Annotated in this window: 19 protein-coding genes; 5 read left to right on the top strand and 14 right to left on the bottom strand. The window is 49.4% G+C overall.

From position 1 onward, the window contains the following. Nucleotides 1–57: 57 nt before the first annotated feature. Nucleotides 58–945: an Rpn family recombination-promoting nuclease/putative transposase gene (locus E0E47_RS08975; RefSeq protein ID WP_008626862.1), complete on the top strand. Its 888-nt coding sequence runs from the start codon at nt 58–60 to the stop codon at nt 943–945. Nucleotides 946–1,013: 68 nt separating this feature from the next. On the opposite strand, the gene E0E47_RS08970 is transcribed toward E0E47_RS08975, so the two are convergent. The 5 genes from E0E47_RS08970 to E0E47_RS08950 form a co-directional block, all read right to left on the bottom strand. After that, on the bottom strand, nt 1,014–1,955 hold the full coding sequence (locus E0E47_RS08970; protein WP_008626860.1) for a hypothetical protein: 942 nt from the start codon (nt 1,953–1,955) through the stop codon (nt 1,014–1,016). After that, nucleotides 1,939–2,697 (bottom strand): hypothetical protein, encoded by a 759-nt coding sequence (locus E0E47_RS08965; RefSeq protein ID WP_130893506.1) that lies wholly within the window; start codon nt 2,695–2,697, stop codon nt 1,939–1,941. The genes E0E47_RS08970 and E0E47_RS08965 overlap by 17 nt, the downstream gene beginning before the upstream one ends. A gap of 2 nt (nt 2,698–2,699) precedes the next feature. Continuing rightward, nucleotides 2,700–3,200, bottom strand: a complete 501-nt coding sequence (locus tag E0E47_RS08960; RefSeq protein ID WP_040602789.1) for an RNA polymerase sigma factor — start codon at nt 3,198–3,200, stop codon at nt 2,700–2,702. Between the two features lie 140 nt (nt 3,201–3,340). Continuing rightward, nucleotides 3,341–3,871 (bottom strand): NUDIX hydrolase, encoded by a 531-nt coding sequence (locus tag E0E47_RS08955; RefSeq protein WP_008626857.1) that lies wholly within the window; start codon nt 3,869–3,871, stop codon nt 3,341–3,343. 15 nt (nt 3,872–3,886) lie between these two features. Next, nucleotides 3,887–5,146: an S-adenosylmethionine:tRNA ribosyltransferase-isomerase gene (locus E0E47_RS08950; RefSeq protein WP_130893505.1), complete on the bottom strand. Its 1,260-nt coding sequence runs from the start codon at nt 5,144–5,146 to the stop codon at nt 3,887–3,889. Between the two features lie 148 nt (nt 5,147–5,294). On the opposite strand from E0E47_RS08950, the gene E0E47_RS08945 reads away from it, so the two are divergent. Both E0E47_RS08945 and E0E47_RS08940 read left to right on the top strand, forming a co-directional pair. After that, nucleotides 5,295–6,383, top strand: a complete 1,089-nt coding sequence (locus E0E47_RS08945; protein ID WP_172604684.1) for a DUF2027 domain-containing protein — start codon at nt 5,295–5,297, stop codon at nt 6,381–6,383. 114 nt (nt 6,384–6,497) lie between these two features. Next, nucleotides 6,498–6,995: a C40 family peptidase gene (locus E0E47_RS08940; protein ID WP_008626854.1), complete on the top strand. Its 498-nt coding sequence runs from the start codon at nt 6,498–6,500 to the stop codon at nt 6,993–6,995. 86 nt (nt 6,996–7,081) lie between these two features. Here the strand turns inward: E0E47_RS08940 and E0E47_RS08935 are convergent, their stop codons facing one another. From E0E47_RS08935 to E0E47_RS08910, 6 genes are all read right to left on the bottom strand, one after another. Next, nucleotides 7,082–7,834 carry an exodeoxyribonuclease III gene (locus tag E0E47_RS08935; protein ID WP_008626853.1) on the bottom strand — a complete coding sequence of 251 codons (753 nt, stop codon included), beginning with the start codon at nt 7,832–7,834 and terminating at the stop codon, nt 7,082–7,084. Nucleotides 7,835–7,907: 73 nt separating this feature from the next. Further along, a complete protein-coding gene (locus E0E47_RS08930; protein ID WP_130893503.1) occupies nt 7,908–8,624 on the bottom strand; it encodes an MBL fold metallo-hydrolase in 717 nt (238 codons plus the stop codon). 67 nt (nt 8,625–8,691) lie between these two features. Beyond that, nucleotides 8,692–8,967 carry a hypothetical protein gene (locus tag E0E47_RS08925; RefSeq protein ID WP_130893502.1) on the bottom strand — a complete coding sequence of 92 codons (276 nt, stop codon included), beginning with the start codon at nt 8,965–8,967 and terminating at the stop codon, nt 8,692–8,694. 4 nt (nt 8,968–8,971) lie between these two features. Beyond that, a complete protein-coding gene (locus E0E47_RS08920; protein ID WP_130893501.1) occupies nt 8,972–9,316 on the bottom strand; it encodes a hypothetical protein in 345 nt (114 codons plus the stop codon). A 114-nt stretch (nt 9,317–9,430) separates the two neighbouring features. Further along, a complete protein-coding gene (locus E0E47_RS08915; RefSeq protein WP_130893500.1) occupies nt 9,431–10,204 on the bottom strand; it encodes a hypothetical protein in 774 nt (257 codons plus the stop codon). Between the two features lie 26 nt (nt 10,205–10,230). Beyond that, nucleotides 10,231–10,881 (bottom strand): hypothetical protein, encoded by a 651-nt coding sequence (locus E0E47_RS08910; protein WP_130893499.1) that lies wholly within the window; start codon nt 10,879–10,881, stop codon nt 10,231–10,233. Between the two features lie 278 nt (nt 10,882–11,159). Between E0E47_RS08910 and E0E47_RS08905 the strand changes: the two genes are divergently transcribed. Further along, on the top strand, nt 11,160–11,771 hold the full coding sequence (locus E0E47_RS08905; RefSeq protein WP_130893498.1) for a Crp/Fnr family transcriptional regulator: 612 nt from the start codon (nt 11,160–11,162) through the stop codon (nt 11,769–11,771). A gap of 115 nt (nt 11,772–11,886) precedes the next feature. Here E0E47_RS08905 and E0E47_RS08900 read toward each other — a convergent pair whose 3' ends face one another. Beyond that, nucleotides 11,887–14,337: a glycoside hydrolase family 127 protein gene (locus E0E47_RS08900; protein ID WP_130893497.1), complete on the bottom strand. Its 2,451-nt coding sequence runs from the start codon at nt 14,335–14,337 to the stop codon at nt 11,887–11,889. An 88-nt stretch (nt 14,338–14,425) separates the two neighbouring features. Here E0E47_RS08900 and E0E47_RS08895 point away from each other — a divergent pair, with 88 nt between their 5' ends. Next, on the top strand, nt 14,426–16,828 hold the full coding sequence (locus tag E0E47_RS08895) for a glycoside hydrolase family 127 protein (protein ID WP_130893496.1): 2,403 nt from the start codon (nt 14,426–14,428) through the stop codon (nt 16,826–16,828). Between the two features lie 76 nt (nt 16,829–16,904). On the opposite strand, the gene E0E47_RS08890 is transcribed toward E0E47_RS08895, so the two are convergent. Together E0E47_RS08890 and E0E47_RS08880 are read right to left on the bottom strand one after the other, a co-directional pair. Further along, a complete protein-coding gene (locus E0E47_RS08890; RefSeq protein WP_130893495.1) occupies nt 16,905–17,792 on the bottom strand; it encodes a carbohydrate kinase family protein in 888 nt (295 codons plus the stop codon). A 736-nt stretch (nt 17,793–18,528) separates the two neighbouring features. Then, complete coding sequence (locus tag E0E47_RS08880) at nt 18,529–20,718, bottom strand: leucine-rich repeat domain-containing protein (RefSeq protein ID WP_172604683.1); 2,190 nt, start codon at nt 20,716–20,718, stop codon at nt 18,529–18,531. Nucleotides 20,719–21,312: the final 594 nt, after the last annotated feature.

Below are 21,312 nucleotides of genomic sequence, written 5' to 3'. Positions count from 1 at the left end.
ACGGGCAATGGAAAAACATTATATTTGCAAAAATATATTGCAATAAAGTCTACGCTTATGGCAAACTATATCCGTTTTGATTGGGCGATGAAGCGCCTGTTGCGCAACAAGGCCAATTTCGGTGTGTTGGAAGGATTGTTGACCACGCTTCTGGATGAGAAAATCACCATCAGCCAGTTGTTGGAGAGCGAAAGCAATCAGGAATACGAGTTCGACAAGTATAACCGTGTGGATTTGTTGGCCTTGGATTCCAAAGGGGAACTGATACTCATCGAGGTGCAGAACAACAATGAGTATGCCTATTTCCAACGTATGTTGTTCGGCGTGTCGAAGTTGGTGACGGAATACATCAACCGTGGAGAGGGGTATGAGAACGTGCGTAAGGTGTACAGCGTGAACATTGTTTATTTTTCCTTGGGGCATGGCAAGGATATCGTGTACCATGGCAAGACGGAATTTCGAGGCATCCATGAGAACGACATACTGGAACTGACGCCTTTCCAACGGCAGACCTTCAAGGTGGATGCCGTGAGCCAGCTTTATCCGGAGTATTATATCCTGAAGGTGAACGACTTCAACAAAGTGGCCAAGACCCCGTTGGAGGAATGGATCTACTATTTGAATACGGGTGAGATTTCCGAGTCGGCCCACGCTCCCGGATTGGCGGAGGTACGCGAACGCCTGAAGGTGGACGGGATGACAAAAGGCGAGCGAGAGGCTTATTACCGTCATCTGGATAACATCGTCATTTTGCGCAGCAATATTTATACGGAACGTGCCGAGGGGCGTGCAGAAGGGCGTGCGGAGGGCCGCATGGAAGGGCGTGCCGAAGGAGAGCATGCCAAGGCTTTGGAGATAGCCCACAGGTTAAAGGCCATGGGATTGTCCGTGGAGGCCATTACCGGTGCTACGGGCTTGTCGGTGGAAGAAATAGAGAAGGCTTGATAATCTCTTGTTTCCTACAAAATAAAAGGTCCCGGACACTTTTCACAAGGTGACCGGGACGGATTAACTTATTTCTGTCTTGCTTGCCTGTTTTTTTGCAATTTTTTTGTGACGTATGAACTATCCCATATCGGATTGTCTTCTGCCCAAGCCCGGGGAAAGACTCCGTTTCCGTTGTGCGATCCTTCCAAACGGATAAGGTATAACCTATCGTTTTTCCATGCGGCTCCCATATATAATGGGCGGCCGTCGGCTTGGCGGACTCTTATTCCGGTTTCTTCGTATTCCCAGTACACGTCGTTGCTTGCCACGTAGATGACATCTTTTTTGAGGTATTTGTGGAAGAGGTCATAAAACAGCCGGTAGTCTGCCCAGGTACATTTAGGGATGATGTACCGGTAACCCTCCGAAAAAGCCGTCGGGTCGTTGTTATATCCTTTGTTGTGTACTACACGTCCGTATGCTCCGTGGAAACGCACTTCTTGTTTGACTGTTTTTCTGCGTGATACATATTGGTTGAACAGTTTTTCGAGTTCTGCGATGATGGCTTGGTCGGGTATGGCATCATTTTCGGCTTGGGCGAAACGGTTTGTGGTTTGGTAATAGAAAAATATGCCGGTTGGGCTGACTTCGAGTTTGAGGAAGTCTTGTTGCCCCCGGATGTCGGAACGTAGTGATATGGCGTAGGTTTTCCGTATGATGTCGCCACTGTCTGTTTCTTCCGTGTGCTTGTGCAGAAATGGGATGTCATTCAATTGGTCGAAGATTTCTGCTATTGAGGGTTGGTGCTCTTCGTAATCTTCTTGGTCTTCGAACCAGTACTGTACCCAATATTGGGCACCGGTCATCCATCTTTGTTCCAAGTAACGTTTGGGAAACATTCGGTCAAGCTTGTGAAATATGTGCATGGCTGTTTCATTTTCCCGATAGAACTCTTGGGCATGTACATGGTTTGTGCATGCTATGACCGTTATCACGGCCATGAGCCAGTATTTAATATAAGTTTTCATAATAAGGGTCGATATGTTCATATTGTTTGGAGAATTCGTCCATTCTTCTTTTCTGCTTTTGGAATTCGGCCTGAATGTCGGCCAAGTGTGGCATGGCCTGTTGTTGGGTTGCCGTGTCTGCGTCTTGTCGGGCGGTGCCGGGTTGGGGTATTGAGCCCGTTCTGGTGGTGGATGTGTCCTCCCCCGTAGGGAGGGCTGTCCACATTTGTCCTTTTGGGTGGCTTGCAGGAAGGATAATTGTGTCCCGAATTGTGATTATTTTGGCGGTCAACGTAGTGGGCACTGGCTTTTCGATGAATACCGTATCGGTTTTCCACTTTACTTCCGTGAGGACGGTAGGGGGCATGGAGATGGAATTTGTAGGCTGTGTAGCTTCCTTTCGCGAGACGGTGGTTCCTAAGAAAAAACATGCGGCTGCGATGGAGGCGACCGCTATCCACCGTATGAAGGTTTGTCTTGTACAATGTATGTGCTTCGGATGTGCCGGAAGAATGGCTTGGAGGTCAGAAGAGTCGGGTGCTGCTTCCGGTGGGCATGACTGCATCCACCTCTCCTGTTCTTCTTCCGTGAAAGAAGGTTCGCCTTCGTCGAATTGGTTGAACATGGTTTTGAAGTCGGCAAAATCCTTGTCGGCATCCGGCGAACGGAAATATTCCATCAGTAGGGCTTCTTCTTCCAACGAGGTCTTTCCCTCCATGTAGAGGTCAAGCAATCGTCTGATGTCTTCTTTGTTTGTCGTCATGTTCAATCTCTCCTTACCTTTAGTTGTTCCATCATTTGTTTCCTTGCCCGTGACAATACGGTGCGGACTACGCCTTCCGTTGCTCCGATGATACGGGCTATCTCGCTCATTTCCATGTGTTCCACCTGACGCATGCGAAGCACGGCCCGGTATTTGTCCGGCAGGTTCCGGACGACACCACGCATCCATTCCGCATTTTCGTGGTCTTCCATCATAGCCTGTGCACTTCGCTGTCCGTCGGGCGCGTCATGCCCCGTCAGGCTTTCGTGCGGATGGGTTTTGAGTCGCCTCAGGCGGTCGATGCAAAGGTTGCGGGTGACGGTCATACCCATGGGAGAAATGTTCTTTTCCCGGTCGAGCCGGTCTCGGATAAGCCAAAGTTTGAGCATGGCTTCTTGTACGATGTCTTCCGCCTCGTCCTCATCAGACAAATAGAAACGCGCGATGTCTACGAGTTTGCCTCGTAGCATGGATACCGCTATTTCGAATTCTGTCTTTTCCATGAGGTTAATGTTGCAAGGGGCGGAACTGTTTCCGGTGGTCAGGACATGGCCGTTCTTTCCCTTTTTATAAAGAATACGCAGAAGCTGATCTTTTGTTTCACCGGATGATGTTAAAGAATGTAATGGATTATAGATTCCATTCACAAAAGCGTGTCTGGTTCGTTCCCGAAAAGTCTCTTGTATTCGCTTTCAAAATTGGGCGTGAAGATACCTTTTCCCATCGCTTCATGGATTTCTGTCGTGCTCCAGAAACGTCCGCCATCTGTTTCCGCACTGGGACGTATGTTTCCGTCGTAAGTACAACGGTGTGGGAAGACCAATTCACGTTCGCGGTCGGATTCAAACACATAGCGGGGGAGGCGTTCGGGAGTGAAGCCGGTGAGGCCGAGTTCTTCTTCCGCTTCGCGGTGCAAGGCCATCTCCACGCTTTCGCCCAAGTCCACGTGGCCTCCTACGGCCGTGTCCCATCTTCCCGGTTGGATGTCTTTCCAATGCGGACGTTTTTGCAGGTAAAGTTCGCCCCGGCTGTTGAACACATGCAAGTGTACCACGGGGTGAAGGCATTTGCTGCCATTGTGGCATTCGCCGCGCGTGGCGGCTCCGATGATGTTCCCCTCTTCATCCACGAGGGGAAACATCTCTTCCCGGTTGTCTTCTTGTGTAGCTATCATGAGGTTTCGCGGGGGTTAAGGGATGAGTAATGAGCTGTCACCGTAGCTGAGGAAACGGAAATCGTGGGCGAGGGCATAGTCGTAAATCGTGCGCCAGTCGCCGTGCACGAAAGCCGAGACGAGCAGCAACAGCGTGCTTTGCGGTTGGTGGAAGTTGGTGACCATCATCCGCACGATGTGGTATTCGTATCCGGGAGCTATGATGATTTGCGTACTGGTGTGCAGGGCTGTCAGTCCGTGACGGTCCAGATAATCCAATACGTTCTGTAGGGCTTGCAGTGTAGTGAGTGCTTCCGGATGTCCGTTGTCGGGGCTTCCTACAGGGCGCGTCCGTGCAGCATACTCGTAAGGCATCCACTGCGGTACGTGCAGCTCCTCCTCCGATGCGTCGGGATTTCCGTTCAATGCCACACCTATATAATATAAGCTCTCAAGGGTGCGCACCGAAGTCGTACCCACGGCAATGCATGCGCCGCCGTGGGCCAACAGTTTCTCTATCGTGCTGCGATGTACGCAGATGTATTCCGTGTGCATCTCGTGCCCGGCTATTTCTTCGCTTTTCACCGGTTTGAACGTGCCCGCCCCGACGTGGAGCGTCACTTCCTCGCGGTCGATGCCGTGGGCATCCAAATCGGCCAACACGCGTTCTGTGAAATGGAGTCCGGCCGTGGGGGCAGCCACGCTGCCTTTGATTTTAGAGTACACCGTCTGGTAGGTCGTCTTGTCGCTTTCCTGTGTCTCGCGGTTCAGATAGGGCGGGATGGGCAGTTCGCCCACGGCTTCCAAAATTTCAGCCCAAGTCGTTTGTTCGTCGTCCCATTCAAAATCAATCCAGTGGCTGGTGCCGCGATTCTCGCCCCGGGTAGCCTTCAAGGTGATGCTGCGTCCGCCGATTTCCACGGGGCAGGATAAGCTGCCGCTTTTCCATTTTTTCAGATTGCCCACAAGGCAAAGCCAACTGCAACGACCGGTTTGTTGGAACATCAGCGCGTAGTCGTGCGGACGGACCGGTTCCAGGCAGAACACCTCGATGAGCGCGCCGGTATCTTTGTGGAAATGCAACCGCGCCTGTATGACTTTCGTGTTGTTGAATACCATCAGGGCGCCTTGGGGCAAATAGTCCGGCAACGAAGTGAACGTGTTCTCGCCCACCGTTCCGTGACGGTACACCAACAGTTTGGATTGATCCCGTTCGGTTAGGGGGAATTTTGCGATACGTTCCTCGGGCAGATTGTAGTTGAAGTCTTTAATCTGGATGTGTCTGGTTTCTTCCATTAGAGTTGATTGTTTTAAAGAGGCAAAGTTAGGCATATTTGCCGAAGCAGGGCGGGGATTTGGGATAAAAAAGCATAAAGGCGGCGGTCGGATTTTGTACTCTTTGCGCTTTGCCGTATATTTGTTTCACGAATAAAACATGGAAGATATGAAAATAGGAGATAAAGTAAGGTTCTTGAGCGAAGTGGGGGGCGGCATAGTGAGCGGCTTCCAAGACAAAGATACGGTGCTGGTGCGGGATGAAGACGGTTTCGACATCCCGATGTCCGTGCGTGAGTGTGTCGTGGTAGAGACTGACGATTATAACATTGCCAAGGTGAACACCGGTACGCACGACAAGAAGAAACTCGTAGGGGAGCGGGCAGCCAGGCCGTTTCGTGATGAAGATGAGGAAGATGACCGTCCTGTGACATTCGTACCGAAACCACAGGAACGCCGGAACGGTGACAAGCTGAACGTTTTTCTGGCTTACGTGCCGATGAATCCCAAAGAAATGACCACAACGTCTTTCGAGGCTTATTTGGTGAACGACAGTAACTATTACGTCACTTTCCTTTACATGAGTGTGGAGGGTGAGGGATGGCGCGTACGTTTCCAAGGGACGGTGGAACCGAACACGAAACTCTTCATGGAGGAATTCGACCGTTCGGTGTTGAACGACATGGAGCGCGTCTGTGTGCAATGCCTGGCCTACAAACAGGAGAAGACTTTTCTGCTCAAACCGGCCGTACAGGTGGAACTGCGGATAGACACCGTGAAGTTCTATAAGTTGCACACGTTCCAACCCTCTGATTTCTTTGAAGAAAATGCCTTGGTGTATGACGTGGTGAAGGATGACGTGCCAGCCCGTACGGTTTTTGTCAATGCTGAACAATTAAAGGATGCCTTGCTGAAAAAGGCTTCCGACGAGCGTCCGGTGCGTCAGCCGGCCCGCAAGGCGGAGCAACCGAAGAACGGCATCATAGAAATAGACTTGCATATCAATGAATTGTTGGACAATACCGCCGGGCTTTCCAACAAGGAGATGTTGGACTGCCAGATAAAAGAGTTCCGCCGTGTGATGGACGAGAATCTGAAAAACAAAGGACAGAAAATAGTGTTCATCCATGGTAAGGGGGAAGGCGTGTTGCGCAGCGAACTCTTGAAAGAATTGAAACGTGCTTACAAAGGTTGTACCTATCAGGATGCTTCGTTCCGCGAGTATGGGTTCGGGGCTACCATGGTTACGGTTCACTGATGTCCATAGCCTTAAAGGCTCTTAAAAGATGTGTAATTTATTGGGGTTCTGCATGGAAAGGTGTATTTTTGGCATCGAATTTCATGTTGAACCCTTAAAATTAACATTAAAATAATGATGCGGTTTCTTTGGTCTCTGCTTGTCTTGTGTGCTTTGTTTGGTGTGTCCCCTGTTTCTGCCCAGACGTTATTATCGGAAGAAATAAGGGAGGATTCAGTCACCGGCCAAGATGTCGTAGAGAAAGCCAAAGAGTTTATCGGAGTGCCTTACCGTTACGGGCAAATGAATCCTAAGCGCGGATTTGATTGTTCCGGTTTCACTACTTATGTCTTTAAGTCTTTGAATATCTGTTTGACGCGTTCTTCGCGTTCCCAGTTTAGAGAAGGAGTCAAGATAGACGACCGCCGCGACTTGCAGCAAGGGGATTTGGTGTTTTTCACCGGTACGCGTTCCAAGAAGACCATCGGGCACGTGGGTATCGTGACGGATGTGGATGAAGAAACCGGTGAGTTTGAATTCATCCATGCAGGGCGCAAAGGTATTTGTATCAATTCTTCTTCCGATGGCTATTATGACCGGCGGTATGTAGGGGCACGCAGGGTATTGGGGTAATACCTGCCAGATACGAAGAGAGCCGTTTCCGGAGTGTGCAAAGGCATACGGGAACGGCTCTTTTTCGATATAAAGTGGCTGACGGGTCAGAACAAGTCTACCTCCACCGGGCAATGGTCGGAACCGAAAATCTCGGTGTGTATGGTTGCGCTTTTGAGTTGCGCTTCCAGTCGTTTGGACACTAAGAAATAGTCGATACGCCACCCTGCATTCTTTTCCCGGGCCTTGAAACGGTAAGACCACCACGAGTAGATGCCTTCGCGGTCGGGATAGAAGAAACGGAACGTGTCTGTAAAACCGCTGTCCAACAAGATGCCGAATTTTTCCCGTTCTTCGTCTGTAAAGCCAGCGTTCTTACGGTTCGATTTTGGATTTTTCAGGTCGATTTCGCGGTGCGCCACGTTCAAGTCGCCGCAGACGATGACTGGTTTCCGGGTATCCAGTTGCAAGAGATAGGCGCGGAATGCTTCTTCCCATTGCATACGGTAATCCAGACGTTTCAGCCCGTCCTGCGAGTTGGGCGTGTAGACCGTGACTAAGAAAAAGTCAGGCATTTCAAGCGTGATGACGCGTCCTTCCCTGTCGTGTTCCTCCAAGCCGAGGCCGTATGTGACATTGAGTGGGGCATGGCGGCTGAAGATAGCCGTGCCTGAATATCCTTTTTTTTCCGCATAGTTCCAGTAGGAGCGGTAGCCTTCAAACTCCAAGTCGAGCTGCCCTTCCTGCATCTTTGTTTCTTGCAGGCAAAAGAAGTCCGCATCCAAGGCGGCGAAAGACTCTTTAAATCCTTTTTCGCAACAGGCTCTCAGGCCGTTGACGTTCCATGAGATAAATTTCATAGGCTGTAAGTTTGCTGTAATTTTGCTTTTTATTTTCAAAGGTAAGCCTTTTCTTCCGGATGTGCAAACCCGGTCAGAACCGGGCGATGGCCTCTCCTTCCTCTTGAATGTAGAGGAAACTGGTTTGCATTTGTTCCGCCTCCGGACCGAATGCCATGGCCGTTTCGTGGGCCGGAGGGAAATGCATCGGTGCAAAATAACGGGTGGGGATGTGTTGCAGCCATTGACGTGCGCCACGTGCAAAGTCGCTGCCCAAACGCGGGTCTACGGGAAACATTACCAAGTCGAAAGCCGTACATTCCTTTCGGATGTCGTTCAGGATAGCCAGAAAGTCACCTTCCCGTTTTTTGATTTCCTGTGGCGTGGATTCGTCTGCCCAATGCCAGTTGTTCAGGTCGCCTGCATGGAATATGTCTTTGTCTTCCATATGAACAGACCAAGATACGCCGGAATCGGTGGAACCGAAAGCATGTACCGTGATGAGGTCGTCGCGGTAGCTTTCTCTCCGTCTCAGGTATGCCGTTACGCCTTCCGTTCCGGCACGCCGCCGACGGTAGATGTCGCGGGAGAGGATGACTTTCTTTTCCCCGTGGGGTACGGGCAGGTTCAGGATTTCCGGATTGAAATGGTCCTGATGGAAATGGCTGGCCAGAAAGTAGACGCGTTTATGCGTTGTGGACAGTGTCCGTTCCACGATACCGTTGTCTGCATCCCGCCAGAAATCAAAAATCAGGATGGCCGATAGGCCTTCAAGCATGAAGCCGCTGTGGTAGATGTAAGTTAGAGTCATGATTTCCTTATTTTTCATATCTACAAAAATAAGGAAATCATTTGATAAAGGCCAAGTTTTGTGGGGATTAGTTGCGTCTTTCAGTATAAAGTATTGCCATCCCAACGAAAAATGGCATAAGGATAAAGTTTCTCTTTTCCGTTCCGTACATCTTCTTCCGTTTGTTTTTCCCAATGGGGCGGGGAAAAGACATTGCCGATTTCAAACGGTCCTGCGGATAATGTACATGGCTGGCCGTTTTCTTTCCAGATGCGCACTGTGGCCAACCGGTTATTGTCTGCACATTCTTCTTGCCGGGCATCATAATAATAGGTGAGTTCATAACAGTATGCTCTTTTCTCATTGCCCTAGCTTTGGGGTGCCATTCTTTCCTTAATGACCGGGTAAGCATAGCTCCGGTAGTAGTCGGGAGCCAGAATCAGGATGACTTTCACGGCCTTGTGGTGCAGGTAATCCATGCGGTCTGCCCTGTCCCATGTGGAAAGGTCGGAATTGCCATATTTGTCCAAGTATCGTTGGCATCTCTTTTCCGCTTTTCTCTGTAATCTTTCGCGTTTCTGGCGAGAGAGTGCAAACGGGTTTCGGGTTTTTATTATTCCATATAAGGTATCCGGGACGGTTTGTGCAACACCCGGTTGCGGCATGCAGTGAAATGCGAGGCAAAAGGCTATGGCTTTGAGGGTTGTTTTCATGTCGTGATGTTTTTTGTTAGTTTCGTTACAGAAGGAAAAGGATTGTCCGTGCATGGTTGCTTTTTCGGCTGAAACGGTATTCCCAAAGAACGGACTATCCTTTGAAACGTAAGGTCAAAGCCATAGCTCTTCCGGCTCTATTCCCTCTTGGTCGGAATATTGGAAACTCCTGTACACTTTCCCGTTTTTGAAGTAACAGATCTTGCAATAATGGAACGGTCCGGATGTGATGACGAAGAACGAACCGTCATCGGAATGCTGCCGGGCGTATTCAATAAGCTTGTACATGAAGCTGCCTTTAGGATAATAAGTGATTTGCCAACGGAAAGGTCCTGTCCGGTTTTGCTTTCTTTCGTTCATTGAGTCAACGACGGCTTGTCCCAGTCTTTCTACATCATATTTGTAGGCTTGTCCGTTTTTGTCGGGTTCCCATTTGCTCCAGTCTGTATACTCTGCCTCGAAATAGATATTTTCCCCCTCAATGGTTTTTCCGTACATCCATGCCATTTCATAGTTGGTGGATAAGAACGGTGTCTTTTTACGTTCTGCAGAGGTGGACGGTGCTGTAATGACAGGTACAAACTTCACAGAGGTGTAGTTGGTCTGTGGAGTGCCTTTCTGCATGAGAATCCCTAAGTCTGTCATGATATCTTTGGTAGGATGATAATCCAAATCCATCCTTTTGAGGATGGTTTGTTGTGCTGCTTTTTCCACCGTAGTGAGCAATTTGCTTTGTGGAGTGATGAGTTCGGAGGCCTTGGTCTTGTGGTTTTGCACGAAATCATCTGTTAATGTCTTACTGGATTGAACCGCAGGAACTTCCGAGCTGCAAGCGATGCATCCTCCGATTATGGTGAATAGCATTATAAGATAAGTTGTTCTTTTCATATGTTTGTTCTTTTTTAAAGTTAGACTTAATATATGGGTGTTGGACTATAGAACTCTTGGTATGTGTCAGCAAATTCTTTAAAAGTCAATTCCTTTGTACTATTTATTGCAGGATCCATGATGGTCACGGTAGATTTCTCATTGTTGACACTGTCATATACCTTAGATGAGTAAATAGCTACGCAATGTGCGTGTTCCCCTTCTATTGAGACGGCTAATAAAGATGGGCCGTGATTGTTGACTTGAAATAGGTTGCAAAGGTCGGTATAATTGATTTTGAAGCCAATAAAAGCTTCCAAATCGCTGACTTTTGCTCCAAATTCCGCGAATTCTCTTCCATTACAAGGGGTGACTTGGCATGAGTCGAATAGATACATGGCTGCTCTGAAATCTTCATTGCTCATGAACGATTCTGGATAAGGGTTATTTCCATTCCTATAGTCATTCAGTAGAAAATCTTGGATGTATTTTTCACATTCAGAGCATTGAGATGAGGATTTGATGGACTGTAAACATGCGTATACACACCAACAATCGGTTTCTTGCTTTACAATACCCGCATGATATGTGTTTTCAATGATTTCCTCCTCTTTGTCTTCATCACTTTGCCCATAGGTTTCCATAGCAAAGAGAAAAAGTAACGCAGTCATCAAGAATTGATAGGTTCTTGCTTTCATAGGCTTTTAATTTAGAAAAGTGAGTATTACGTTGACAAAATAATGCATATTCATGAGTATGTCCAAAGAAAGAGGGAAGAAAAACGTGGCAAAAAACGAATAAATGAATCCAAATTCATTTTTTGCCCCGAAAATGAACTTGGATTCATTCTTGTCTCTATTGACCGGTTTTCGGAAGACAAAGTGAAGTTTGAACGAATTTCGTCCTGGATTGGTCGATTATTGGCCTACAAATGGATGGAATAACCTTATCTTTGCATTACTTAATCTTTTAACGGATGGAAGGATTTGCGGAAGTCACAGAAGAACTTATCAATGAATATTTGTCCTTTTTCGGGAAGAACCATGTCTTTTCGGATGCGGAACGTACGTTGTTGAACCGTAATTGGACGAGACTGATGGTGAGAAAGAATGAACAGGTTGTGGCAGGGGGAGCGAAAGCACTCTTCTGGGTGGAAAAAGGCATGCTTCGTATCGGGATGAAAGACAGTAGTCATGAAGGTCCGGAACGTGTTTTCGGCTTTGCCGTTCCGCATGATTTAGTCTGCATGGATTGGTTCTTACAGGCACAGGGTATGGTGTGGAATGTATATGCGGAACAGGATGCGGTGCTTTGGAGGTTAAGTGGGGAAGTTGTGCCGGTGCTGTCTGATAAGGTCGTTTTATGGGATAAAATAATGGCCTGTTGGTATGCCCGTTACGTCAGGAGGCTTTGGATGAGGAACTGTTATTTGTGCGACGGCAATGTGGTGAAACGTTATAGGAGGATGATGGAGTGGGAAGGGAAAAGGCTACAGGCCGTATCCTTGAAGCATTTGGCTTCTTATTTGAACATGGCGCCGCAGACTTTGAGCCGGATAAGGAAAGGAGAGGACGGGGGTAAGCCATGAGAGTGTACATCGTATAGCGGAACGGGGGATGTGCCGTAAGGTATGTTTAGAAATATATGTCGGCAGTTTGTTCCCAAACACGGACAAACCGCCGACAGAGGTATTGTGACTGGGGTTATTCAGTGGCCGGAATAACTTTCCACTCTAGCACGCCGCCCGATTCCCCCTTTTGGAGTTGCGCGGCGATTTTCAGTCCGGTGGTCTTTACCGGTTTGAAGTCGAGACGGTTGTAGGTGTCTTTGGCTGTGGTGTACGGCGTAATGGCTTCCACTTCTTTCCAACTGTCGCCGTCTTTGTAATAGAGTTTCCACGAGGCCGGCACACGGAAGTTTCCGTCGTAGTGGTCGAAGTCCAACCAATATACCTCTACGCCCGATACAGTGTAAGCTTGGTCGAAGTCGTAGGCCAACGTTTCTTCCGTGCCGCGTTTGAGCCACCAGTAATGGTAAGGTTTGGACGTGTCCGACGAACGTTTCGGTTCCCATTGGTCGTTTACGCCCCAAGCCCAACTCTCCGTGGCTGCGGATTCCGGAGCATCTTTCTGGATAGGTGCTTGAATCGTCAGCGTGCGTGCCCGGCTGGCGATGGTCGGCAAAGGTTCGGGACGGGCATATTCCGGCGATGTGGGAATCCATACGGCCATTTGTGCCGCGCCACGGTTGTTCCATACGGAATAAGGAATGGCTTTGAACGGCACGTCAGTCGTCTTTCCGTCACGTCCGACGGCTTGGGCCGTGCCTTCCAACGTGACGATGCCGTTAAGCATGTCCGGGGCGTAAGTGGCGGAGATTGCCGTCCCGGTAGGAATGAATTTGTTGAAAATCAAACTGTCCGGTTGGTCTTTGTCTTCTATGCAGTAGACGATGGGGCCCCGTTCGATGGCGGCTTTTCCCCGGTCGTCTTCCACTTCGACACGGGCTTCCACCCGGCGTACGTCCATCGGGAAATCCAGTTGCACCGTGTCGCCTTTCTTCCATTTCCGCAAGATGACGGCATAACCGTTTTCCACATGGAAATCCACGTCCTTTCCGTTGACTTGTATGGTGTAGCCCTTCCCTTTTCCGGTGTAGTGGTACAGGTCGATCGGTACCGGACGGTCTTGTGCCCATCCCGGTATGCGGCACCGCAGGGCAAAGGTCTGCTTCTTCTCTGGATGTATGGCCATGCAGATTTTCCCGTCCCATGGATAATCCGTCGTCTGGCGGATTTCTATTTTATTTTGGGACGTAGAGAGATTGGCCGTACTTTGTATATATAGGTTGACAAAGACATTCTTGCCTTGTGTGGCATACATGTAATTAGGAACGGAAGCCATGAAACGGGTGATATTGCCCGGACAGCAGGCGCAACCGAACCAAGCTTGCCGTCCATGCTGCCCCATGCTTTCCAACGGATTATCGTAGAAGAAGCGGTCGCCGCTGAGCGACACGCCCGAAATTACCCCATTGTAGAGAGCACGTTCCAGTACATCCTCGTACCGGGAGTCACCCGTAGCAAGGAACATGCGGTGGTTCCAGTACACGTTGGCGATGGAGGCGCAAGTCTCGCAATAGGCCGTATGGTTGTTCAGTTCATAATCCGGGCCGAAGCCTTCGCCTTGGGCACGGGAGCCGATGCCGCCCGTGATATAGAGCTTGCGCCCGGCCATGTTTTCCCAAATGCGCGTAAGGGCATGGAAATAAGCCGTGTCTCCGGTCTGTGCGGCCACGTCGGCTACACCGGAATACAGGTAACCGGCCCGTACGGCATGGCCTACGATTTCATCCTGTTCGAGGATGGGCTTGTGGTCCTGGCTGTATGCGTTGGGAGCGTGCCCGTCGGTGCACCGTCCCGTTTCTTCCACGAAATACCGGGCTGTACGGAGATATTCTTCTTTTCCGGTGACTTTGTAGAGTTTGGCCAGTGCCATTTCCACGATAGGATGTCCCGAAGGCACATGTTTCTGTCCTTCATCAGGGCCGAATACACGGCATACCAAATCTGCGTTTTTGATAGCCACGTCCAATAGGGAACGTTTGCCCGTGGCGCGATAGTGTGCCACGGCAGCTTCGTAAAGATGTCCTGAATTGTAAAGTTCGTGGCTGTTGATTTTCTCCCAACGGTGTGTTCCCCACCAACCCGAAAGACGGGTACAACGGTTGGTCACGCAAGTGGTCAGGTAACCGTCGGATTCCTGCGCGGCGGCAATCAGTCCGATGACGCTGTCCAGATAGGCATCCAAACGTGCATCGTACTTCACGGCCAACGAATAAGAAGCCCCTTCGATGATTTTATACGGGTCGGTGTCGTCGAACGAAAAGTCGCCCCGGTGCTCGCCCTCTTTCAGTCCGCCTGCGATGGCGAAGTTGTCGAAACGTCCGTTCTTCTCGCATTCCCGGAAAGCCGAGGGAATGGACACCGTGCGGTTCGTCTCGATGCGCGGAGACCAGAACGCGTCCTGGATTTGTACTTGGGTAAACGGCACTTCCGTGATTTGTGCCGTGTTTTGCCCGTGGATGGCAATGGAAAAAGCAACGGTGCAGAAAGTCCATGCGGTTCGTTTCAAAAAGAAGATTTTGTTTCTCATGGGTTAATAATTTTATGGTTTCATGCTGCAAAGATAATTAGTTTTGCTAACTTTGCCCACGAAACCAATAAAATTATCTTAACTCACCATGAAGAAAAGATTGCTGACTGCCGTTTGTGTGTTCTCCGTGGCATGGAACATGCAGGCGCAAGACGTGCGCCACGGTTATCCTTATTCTCCCGTACCTTTCACGTCCGTCAAGGTGACGGATTCCTTTTGGGGACAACGCTTGAAGGCGAGTCGTGAGGTTACGATTCCTTTGGCCTTCAGTAAATGCGAAGAGTCCGGCCGGTATGAAAACTTTGTCAAAGCGGCTCATCCAAGCGAAAATTACAAGGTGGAAGGTCTTCCGTTCGACGATACGGACGTGTACAAGACGATAGAAGGCGCAAGCTATTTGTTGCAGACCTATCCGGACAAGAAGCTGAAGTCGTATATCGACAGCGTGCTGGCCATTGTGGCGGCAGCGCAGGAGCCGGACGGCTATCTGTACACGAGCCGCACGATGAACCCCAAACATCCGCACGCCTGGTCGGGAAGCCGGCGTTGGGAAAAAGTGGAGGATTTGAGCCACGAGTTTTATAACCTCGGTCACATGGTGGAGGGTGCCATCGCGCATTACCAGGCCACGGGAAAACGGAACTTTCTGGATATTGCCATCCGTTATGCCGACTGCGTGTGCCGTGAAATCGGTCCGGAGGAGGGGCAACTGGTACGTGTGCCCGGCCATCAGATAGCCGAAATGGCCTTGGCCAAACTCTATATCGTGACGGGCGACCGCAAGTACCTGGACGAGGCGAAGTTCTTCCTCGACCAACGCGGCCATACTTCTCGGCGCGACGCTTACAGCCAGGCGCACAAGCCCGTGGTGGAGCAGGACGAAGCCGTGGGGCATGCCGTGCGGGCCACTTACATGTATGCCGGGATGGCCGATGTGGCAGCCCTCACGGGCGATACGGCTTACATCCATGCCATCGACCGGATTTGGGACAATATCGTGGGCAAGAAGTATTACATCACCGGCGGTATCGGGGCTACGGCCAACGGCGAGGCTTTCGGTGCGAATTACGAACTGCCCAACATGTCGGCTTATTGCGAGACGTGCGCGGCCATCGGCAACGTCTATGTCAATTACCGTTTGTTCCTCCTGCACGGGGAATCCAAATATTATGATGTATTGGAACGTACCTTATATAATGGGCTGATTTCGGGCGTTTCGCTGGACGGCGGCGGTTTCTTCTATCCCAATCCGTTGGAGAGCCGGGGGCAGCATCAGCGCCAGCCTTGGTTCGGTTGCGCCTGTTGTCCGTCCAACATTTGCCGTTTCATCCCTTCCTTGCCCGGTTATGTATATGCCGTGAAGGACAAGGATGTATATGTCAACCTGTTCATGTCCAACGAAGCCAACCTTGAGGTGGACAAGAAGAGTGTTGTTCTGGAGCAGCAGACCCGTTATCCTTGGGATGGCGACGTGGCCGTGAGTGTGAAGAAGAACAAGGCCGGTGTGTTTGCCCTGAAAATCCGTATCCCCGGTTGGGTGCGCGGACAAGTCGTACCGAGCGATTTGTACCGTTACAGCGACGGCAAGCGTTTGGGATACAGTGTGAAAGTGAACGGCCAACCGGTGGAAAGCGGATTGCAGGACGGTTATTTCACGATAGAACGCCGATGGAAGAAGGGCGACAAGGTGGAAGTGCATTTCGACATGGAACCTCGCGTGGTGAAAGCACACGCCAAAGTGGAGGCCGACCGCGGGCGTGTGGCTGTGGAGCGCGGCCCGTTGGTGTACTGTGCCGAGTGGCCCGACAATGATTTCGACATCATGAGTGTGTTGGTGAACCGCCGCCCGCAGTTCGAGACGGTAGAGAAACCGGATATGCTTTGCGGCCTGACGGAAATCAAGACGGGTGCGCAGGTGTTGGGCTATGATGCCGAAGGCCGTCTGACGGCTTCGGATGTCGAACTGACGCTTATTCCTTATTATGCCTGGGCGCACAGGGGAACCGGTAACATGATGGTATGGCTGCCGCAGGAGGTGAGCGCGACAAGCCCGTCCATGCCGGCAACCTTGGCCTCGGAGAGCCGTGTGGACGCTTCGCACAAGACTACGGCCTTGTCTGCCATTAACGACCGTTTGGTGCCAGTGGATGAAAACGACCGTTCCATGGCCTACTATCATTGGTGGCCGAAAAAGAACTCGACGGAGTGGATTACTTACGAGTTCCCGAAACCGACCAAAGTGTCTTCCTCCACCGTATATTGGTTCGATGACGAGCCGTGGGGTGGTTGCCGAGTGCCTCAAAGTTGGAAACTGTATTACAAGGACGGACAGGGCGGTTGGACACCGGTGTCGGCAACCGTCACGTACGGGACGAAAAAAGGCGTGCCCAACACGGTGGAATTCACGCCGGTGCAGACTACGGCCATGAAGTTGGAAGTCGTGTTGCCGGAGGACAATTCGGCCGGTGTTTTCGAGTGGGAAGTCGAGTGAGATATGGGATTGTGAAAGAGAGTGTGCCGCAAGGGATGTGTTTCTTGCGGCACACTCTTCTTTTTGTCCCGTCATCTTATATCTGTTTCGTGAATCTCTCGGGGAGCAGGGGCATGGCTCCTTTTTGCGTACATACGTAAGCTGAAACATCCACTGCGAGGCGGTGTGCTTCACGGATGTTTTTTCCGGAAAGGATGGCGGCCGTGAAGGCGGCTGTGAAGGAGTCGCCTGCACCTACGGTGTCGGCCACTTCCACTTTCGGGGTGTCTCGATAGGATGTTTCTTCCGGGGTGAATACGAAACTGCCTCGTGCGCCGCAGGTGAGAATCAAAGCCTTCAGCGCGTATCGCTTCAGCAGCGTCCTGCATCTTCCTTCCTGATTCGTGCCGGGCAAGTCGAACGGACGTGTCACGATGTCGAGTTCTTCGTCGTTGATTTTAAGGATGTTGCACTTTTGCAGACTGGTGGAGATGATTTCCTGTGTGTAGAAACCTTGCCGGAGGTTGATGTCGAATATCTTGTATTGCCCGTCCCCGTCCGGCATGGTGTCAAGGAACCGGTGGATGGTGGAGCGTGAGGCGGGATGCCGTTGGGCCAACGAACCGAAACATACGGCTTGCGTCTGGCGGGCCAGTTCTGCCGTTTGCGGCGTGAAGGGGATATGGTCCCATGCCACGTCTTCCCGGATGTTGTAGCAGGGGATGCCCTTTTCGTCCACTTCCACCTCTACGCTTCCTGTGGGGAAGTCCGTTTTCTCAATAAGTCCTTTCAGCGATTTGTCCCGTAAGTTCTCCAATAGCTCGCTCCCCGCCGTGTCCCTTCCCACGGCACTCACTACCCGGCTGTCTATTCCGAATTGCGAGATGTGGTAGGCGAAATTGGCCGGTGCGCCTCCTATTTTCTTGCCTTCGGGCAACATGTCCCACAAGGCTTCTCCCATGCCTGTTACGATGGATTGTTTCATGATGATGCGGTTTGACGGTTTGTTTCTTGTGTATGCCGATGGCGACCCCTGTACAGTCCGGTGGCATGACGGTACAAATATACCACTTTTTATGCAGTGGCACGGCATGGGCAAAGTGTCAAAATGTTAAATCCGGTTGTCCGAGAATCCGTTATTTCGGTCCGGAAGAGGGGAGGGATGGAAATAACGGATTCTCGTGCGGCGGTTTTTTATCGTTTTGTAACGAAAGAAGGTCTTGTCCCGTTCTTTTGTCGGCCGTGCCGGAGGTTTGTGCGTACGGTTTTACGGTCGGGAAAGCGGTGAGCCTGTTTCGTTGTCATTCTGTTTTCTGTTTTTGGAGGTGTTTCCGTTTCAATTAGAGGTGGAAAGACGGTTTACGGCTTGTTTTTATTCCCGTTTCCAACGACTTGTGGCATGGTTGGCGTAGGACTTGCTTTCATTGTGCGCCGAACGGAAAATCGCTTTCAGCCGAATGAATTTCCGTTCGGCTGAGATTGATTTGCATATATGCAGGATTTATGCAGAGAAAAGAGGAATTTCTTGCATGTTTATGCGAAATTTTACTCTAAATTACGGGCTTTGAATCCCAATGAATGGCTGAAATCCGTATGGTTTGCTTCCTTTTTGAAGGTTAACCGGAAGGGTGCGCTTTCAAAGTGTCGTTTGTATAAGTTTTACGGCCACCGTTTTGCATACGCAAAGGGTGGCCGCATGGGGATGAGAGGGACGGGAAACGTCAGTCCACGATCCGTTTTTGTGTCGTCCCGTCGGAATAGCGGATGATGTGAATGCCTTTTCCGGGGGCATCCAGTTTCCGTCCATTGAGGTCGTAATAACCGGTAATGTCCGGATTGTGTCCGTTTGTTTCCATCTTTTGGATGCTTGTTTCAGATGACGTGGAAAACAATCCTATATAATGGGATAGTACTTCTCCGTTTTTCGAGTAAGTTTTGAGACTGTAGTAATAATCATGTTGTTCTGTCAAATTTTTAAATACGGTAGAGATTGAATCGGAGGTACTTCGTGATAAGATATTTCCATTGGCGTCAAAACTTTGGCTTCCGACTACGATTGTCATTGCTGCGTCCTCGTATACGGTAAGTTTATACGACGCTGCGTCCGCTTCTTTTTCCCACGTAAAGCTGACTTTTGTGTTTTCCGGGGAAGCTTGTATCAGGTTGGAGTCGAGAGTAGGGACAAATACGGCTATCAGCTTTCGGTTGCTTTCTGCAACAAATGAACATAGCCTGTCGGTAGTCAGTATGTTTCCGTTTTCAGTCCAGGCGGAAAACGTATATCCACTATGGGCTATGGCTTCAAGTTCTACATTGTCGCCATATTGGTATTCCGTGAGCCCGAGTATTTCTCCAGCGTTCATTATGTTTTTCGTCACGTCTATCTTTATTGGCGCCTCTTCTTCTATGAAGTAAAAGTCTTTCCATCCAGTGGCTTTCTCGTAGTATTGTTTGCTTCCGTATGGTACATGTAAGGTGCAGGCGAACAAATTTACCCCCTCGAATGTCCCGGAGTAGGCAACGGGAGGCAGGGCGCGTTTTACGTATATGTCCGTCAGCCCTTCGCAGCCGTAGAATGCTTTTTCTTTAATGCCGTTCAGGGTGCTTGGCAATGTAGCTTTTCTAAGCATGGAGCAATTATAGAATGCTCCGTATGCCAATGTCTCGCTTCCGTCTGCAATCACGATTTCTTCCAATGCCTTAGGGATATAGTAGGTGTGGCTCTTTCCGTTTTCGGAGTATTGGGTGATGGGGAGGTATTCGCCTTTTGTGTTGTCGCATGAACTGCCAAAGAACATGCCCAGGTTGTTTTGGGTAAATGGTATTTCCAAGTATTTGAGGGCAGGCAGGTTTGAGAATAGGCCGTTAGGTATTGTTTTTGCACTTCTGATATTGATACTGTCTAAACTTGTACATCCTGCAAGTCCGAAGTCGGCATTTCCCACGTTGGGTATCCACAGTTTGGTTAGTGAAGAGCAATTATTCAGTGCCCCCGGACCTATACTGTCCATTCCGACAGGGATTTCCGTATTCAACCGTTTGCAACCCGAAAAAGCAGAAGGAGCAAGCGTCTTTAAGCAGGGCGGCAGATTGATGGTAATCAACTGTTCGCAGTTATAAAAAGTACCTTCTTCTATCGAAAAAACAGAGTCCGGCAATACGACGGTACATAACTTCTTGCAGCCGCTGAAAGCGTAGGAACCTATACTCTTGACGGCTTGTGGAATTTCAATGTCCGAGATGCCTGTGTTCGCAAAAGCGGTGCGTCCTATCGTTTGGAGGGAATCTGGCAGGGTGATGGAAGATAGTCTCTCAAAAGAGTAGAACAGTTGGGACGGGATTGTCGTGACATCCTTTCCTATGGTGACGTCGTATAGTGTGTTTTTGTTGTCTTTGGGGACATCATTGTAAAACGGAGGGTAGTATTGTGTTGAAGGCCATTCTTCGCTTTCGTTGTACTGCAAGTCTCTGCCAAGGTATAATTTATTTATTCTGCAATCGGCAAACACCCCCTCTCTGTAATATTTAAATCCGGTGGTTTTGGCATCCAGGAATAATGGTTGTTTACCGTCTTCGATGGTCAGTTCGGATAGTGAACTGCAACCGGCGAATGCTTCGCCATGGATATAAGTGACGGTGCTCGGGATTGTGATGGATGTCAATTTGGTACAGTTGATGAACGCATTTTCTGCAATCGTGTTAACGGTGTAGGTCGTTCCGTCGTATGTTATGTGGCTTGGGATTTTGACTTCTCGGAAATAGTAACCGTGGTTGTACTCCATACTAAAATAAGTTACGGAGGCTGTATTGTAATTTAGGTTATAGGCAATTCCGCCAACGGCACAGTCATAAGCAAAGGTCTTCTGTCCTATACAGAAGGTGGTTAATAATACAAGTAATATATTTTTCATATTGATGTTTGGGTTATGAAAAAGGCGTGCAACCATTCTTTAGATTGCCTTTTGTTGGGTTACCGCCAAGTGACCTTCTGCATACAAGCAACAAAATAGCTCACGCCTTATTGGCGTGAACTCCCAGTCTGCTTGTTCTTATGCAGTGAATGTTTGGCGGTATTCGACAAAAGAAGAACAAGAGCTAAAAGCTCAATATTTTATATGTTCATTTCAAGTTATGGAATGGAACGCTTTCTCGGTTTGTTAATATGCCGCGTATTCCAACGCGGTAGATTCTTACTCGGATTAATGAAATGCAGCCTTGTCGAGCATGCTGTCCTTTTTTTGCGTCTCATTCATTTTACTGTCTGTTTCTTCACCTCCTTTTTTGAACATTGTATTCCTATAGTATGCAAAGTTAATTTTTTGCAAGAGAATAAAGTAGTAAAATCCCTAAATTTTCATTGTATCATTATTTTATTCTTGTTTTTTAAGAATGTCCGGTAGATAAAATCAATGACGTCCTGAAGAAATTTTCTTCTGGACGTCATTTTTTTGAATGTGAATTCTTCTGTCTGTCTCCATCGTTTCCGTTTATTTCTGCGTCTGGTA

Origin of the sequence: Paraprevotella xylaniphila YIT 11841 (assembly GCF_900683745.1) — a bacterium.
Lineage (GTDB): Bacteria > Bacteroidota > Bacteroidia > Bacteroidales > Bacteroidaceae > Paraprevotella > Paraprevotella xylaniphila.
Note: the sequence above shows the minus strand (reverse complement) of the source record. Positions and strands in the feature narration are given on the sequence as shown.